The organism is Actinosynnema sp. NPDC059797, from assembly GCF_042732085.1.
Classification (GTDB): Bacteria; Actinomycetota; Actinomycetes; order Mycobacteriales; family Pseudonocardiaceae; genus Actinosynnema.
Genome location: NZ_JBHWIE010000539.1, coordinates 1 through 3,707, shown reverse-complemented (window position 1 = coordinate 3,707; position 3,707 = coordinate 1). Strand labels below are relative to the sequence as shown.

Below are 3,707 nucleotides of genomic sequence, written 5' to 3'. Positions count from 1 at the left end.
CCTGCTGCTGACCCCCGTGCTCACCCGGCCGCCCCTGCGCGTGGGCCAGTGGCGCCGCCTGCCCACACCCGCCGCCCTGCTCGCCGCCGCCCGCCTGACCACGTTCCTGCCCCTGTGGAACATCACCGGCAACCCCGCCGCCGCCGTCCCCGCCGGCCACACCCGCACCGGCCTGCCCCTGGCCGTGCAGCTCGTCGCCGCCCCCGACGGCGAACCCACCATCCTCACCGCCGCCGGCCAACTCCAACGGGCCCGCCCCTGGACCGACCGCCGCCCACCCGCCACGCCCTGACCCACCCCGGCGGCCGACGCCCACGCCCGCCCGACCGGCGGGGAACAGGTCGGCGGGAACAGGTCAGCGGGGCTGCTCCGCGGCCACCCGGCGCACCAGCTCCGCCGCACCCGACGGCGCGTCCGGCGCCGACAACCTCGCCAGCACCTCCTCCCGCACCACCGGCCACACCCCGACCCCCGCGGCCAACGACCGCAACCGCTCCCACGACTCCCACACCGGGTGTGCCAGCACCGCGTCCCGCCGCAGCCCCACCGCCCGCGACACCCACCCCACCCGCAGGCACTCGTCGACCCCCAGGTCCACCAACCGGCTCGCCGCGCCCCGACCACCCGTGGCCACCAGCCCGCGCCGCACCCACTCCAACGCCTCCTCCGACCGGCCCGCGTCCCGCAACACCGTCGCCACCCGCAGGTAGTGCCACCCCGACGACAGGTCCCGCGTCAACACCAGCACCTGCAGGTCCACGTCACCGGTGTGCTCGGCCAGCTCCTCCACCACCCGCAGCAGCGCCCACCGCTCCCGGTCGTAGGTCCCGGTCCGACCGAACCCGATCACCGGCAGCCGCTCGAACCGCGCCACCGCCTCCGCCCGGTAGCGGGCCAACCCCTCGACGCCCAACGCCTCCGCGTACGCCGACAACCGCACCTCCGGCGGCTCGGCGAACCCCGTCTGCAACCACAGCAGCCACTCGGCCAGCCCACCCGGCTCCGGCGGGTCCGACGCGCACGCCACCGCGTGCAGGTCCACCACCCGGTCCACCAGCTCCGCCAACGCCGCCCGGTGCTCCCGGTCCCGCCCGACCGCCGCCACCAGCAGCTCCGCCACGTCCTGCGCCACCCGCCGCGCGCCCGGACCACCGCGCACCAGGTCCGACAACCCCGCCACCACCGCGGCCAGCTCGTCCCACCGCGCCGCCCACGGGGCGTCGGAAGGGGCCAACGCGGTCGCGGCGCGGGTCGCTAAAGCGTGCACCGCGACATCCAACCGCACCCCGCGCCCGCCCACGACGCCCACCCGAACGCCCGCCTGCCGTGCCCGCACCGCCCGCGACCGGCACAAAAAAGCGGGGCGCCGGCCCACGCCGACGCCCCGACACCCACCCGGTGCGAGCAAGATCACCAACCGGTGACCGCCCGCCACGTCACTCCCGCGGCGGCTCGGCCACCCCGCCACCCAGCTCCCGCGCGGACGACCCGCCCGCCGACAGCGAACCCGGAGCACCGCCCGCCTCCGACCCCGCCGCCCCGGGCGACAGGGCACCGGGCGACAGGGGACCCGACGACAGCGAACCCGGGGCCCCGGAACCCGCCGACAACGACCCGGGCGACTCCATCGGACCGGGCACCTCCTGGCGGGCCACCGCCTCCGCCGCCCGCACCGCCTCAGCCACCGCCGGGTCCGGCGCGGTGTCGAACCAGTCCGCCACCGACTCGTCGTCCGCCTCCGGCCTCGACACCGGCGGCTCCTCCTTCGACGGCTCGTACCGGAACACCCCGTCCTCACCCGGCGCGCCCAGCATCCGCGCGAACCCCTCCAACGCCTTGCCGTAGTCCGACGGCACCAGCCACACCTTGTTCGCGTCGCCCTGCGCCATCTGCGGCAACGTCTGCAGGTACTGGTAGGCCAGCACCTCCGGCGTCGGCCGGCCCGCCTTGATCGCCGCGAACACCTTCTCGATCGCCTTCGCCTGGCCCTGCGCCTGCAGGTAGCGGGCCGCCCGCTCACCCTGCGCCCGCAGGATCCGCGACTGCCGCTCCGCCTCCGCCGCCAGGATCGCCGCCTGCTTGGCGCCCTCCGCGGACAGGATCTGCGACTGCTTCTGCCCCTCCGCGGTCTTGATCGCCGACTCCCGCTGACCCTCCGCGTTCAGGATCATCGCGCGCTTCTCCCGGTCCGCGCGCATCTGCTTCTCCATCGAGTCCTGGATCGACGGCGGCGGGTCGATCGCCTTGAGCTCCACCCGCGCCACCCGGATGCCCCACCGGCCCGTCGCCTCGTCCAACACCCCGCGCAACTGGTTGTTGATCTGGTCGCGGGAGGTCAGCGTCTCCTCCAGGCTCATCCCGCCCACCAGGTTGCGCAGCGTCGTGGTCGTCAACTGCTCCACGCCCACGATGTAGTTGGAGATCTCGTACACCGCCGCCCGCGGATCGGTGACCTGGAAGTACACCACCGTGTCGATCGACACCGTCAGGTTGTCCTGCGTGATCACCGGCTGCGGCGGGAACGACACCACCTGCTCGCGCAGGTCGATGCGCGCCCGCACCCGGTCGAAGAACGGCACCAGGATGTTCAACCCCGGCGCCGCGGTCGTGCGGTAGCGGCCCAACCGCTCGATCACCGCGGCCGTGGCCTGCGGGATCACCAGCACCGACTTGACCGTGACGATCAGCACGAACAGCACCAGCACCGCGATGACGATCAACGTGGTGGTCATGGTTCTCCAGCCTCTCAGGCCCCGGACAGCACCACCGCGGTCGCGCCCGAGATCTCCACAACAGTCACTTCGACACCGGGTTCGATCACGCCGCGGTCCAACGACCGCGCCGACCACACCTCGCCGCCGATCCGCACCGTGCCGCCGTGCGCGTCCACCCGCGACACCACGACCGCGGTGCTGCCCAGCAGCGCCTCGACCCCCGACTTGTGCCCGGTGCCCAACGCCATCCGGCGCTTGATCGCCGGCCGGGCGCCCAGCACCAGACCCAACGACACCACACCGAACACCACCGCGCTGACCAGGACCGGCGCGCCCAACCCCGCCGCGCCCGCCGCGCCCAGCGCGGCCACCCCGAGCATGACCAGCACGAAATCGCCCGACAGGACCTCGGCGGCCACCAGCACGACACCGAGGATCAACCAGATCAACGACGCGGCCACACCACCATCCTTACACCCGCGGGAAGCCCGCGTGACCCGATCGGGCACACGACGGGGTCGAAAACCCGACCAAGCCGACCACGGCCGCCACGCGCGTCACGCCGGTTCGGTGACGAAATCGATCAACCGCTCCACCGCGCCCAGCAGCGGCGTCTCCAGGTCCCGGAACCCCGACACCCCCGCCAGCACCCGACGCCACCCCTCCCACGGCTCGCCCCAGCCCAGCGCCGCGCACACCCCCTCCTTCCACGGCACCCCACGCGGCACCTCCGGCCACGCCGCGATCCCCACCGACGACGGCTTCACCGCCTGCCAGATGTCCACGAACGGGTGACCGGTGACCAGCACGTGCTCGTCGCGCACCCGCGCCACCAGCCGCGACTCCTTGCTGCCCGCCACCAGGTGGTCCACCAGCACCCCCAACCGCCGACCCGGGCCCGTGCCGAACTCCGCCACCCGCTCGGCCAGCACGTCCACCCCGTCCAACGGCTCCACCACCACCCCCTCCACCCGCAGGTCGTGGCCCCACACC

The 3,707-nt window shown here is 74.3% G+C and carries 5 protein-coding genes; 1 reads left to right on the top strand and 4 read right to left on the bottom strand.

Annotated elements, in window-relative coordinates; genetic code table 11:
- Positions 1 to 292 (top strand): amidase family protein (locus ACFV4N_RS41275; protein WP_499678140.1); only part of this gene is annotated, 292 nt, incomplete at its 5' end.
- Positions 293 to 355: 63 nt separating this feature from the next.
- Here the strand turns inward: ACFV4N_RS41275 and ACFV4N_RS41270 are convergent.
- The 4 genes from ACFV4N_RS41270 to ACFV4N_RS41255 form a co-directional block, all read right to left on the bottom strand.
- Positions 356 to 1,267 carry a hypothetical protein gene (locus tag ACFV4N_RS41270; RefSeq protein WP_499678139.1) on the bottom strand — a complete coding sequence of 304 codons (912 nt, stop codon included), beginning with the start codon at positions 1,265 to 1,267 and terminating at the stop codon, positions 356 to 358.
- Positions 1,268 to 1,436: 169 nt separating this feature from the next.
- Entirely contained in the window at positions 1,437 to 2,732 is a 1,296-nt protein-coding gene (locus ACFV4N_RS41265; protein WP_499678138.1) for an SPFH domain-containing protein, read from the bottom strand.
- Between the two features lie 14 nt (positions 2,733 to 2,746).
- On the bottom strand, positions 2,747 to 3,175 hold the full coding sequence (locus tag ACFV4N_RS41260; RefSeq protein ID WP_499678137.1) for an NfeD family protein: 429 nt from the start codon (positions 3,173 to 3,175) through the stop codon (positions 2,747 to 2,749).
- 96 nt (positions 3,176 to 3,271) lie between these two features.
- On the bottom strand, positions 3,272 to 3,707 hold a 436-nt coding region (locus ACFV4N_RS41255), incomplete at its 5' end, for a DUF3097 family protein (protein ID WP_499678136.1).

Bases quoted from the DNA above. Each gene is read 5' to 3' on its own strand.
- ACFV4N_RS41265 (WP_499678138.1), bottom strand. From the start codon at position 2,732: ATGACCACCACGTTGATCGTCATCGCGGTGCTGGTGCTGTTCGTGCTG.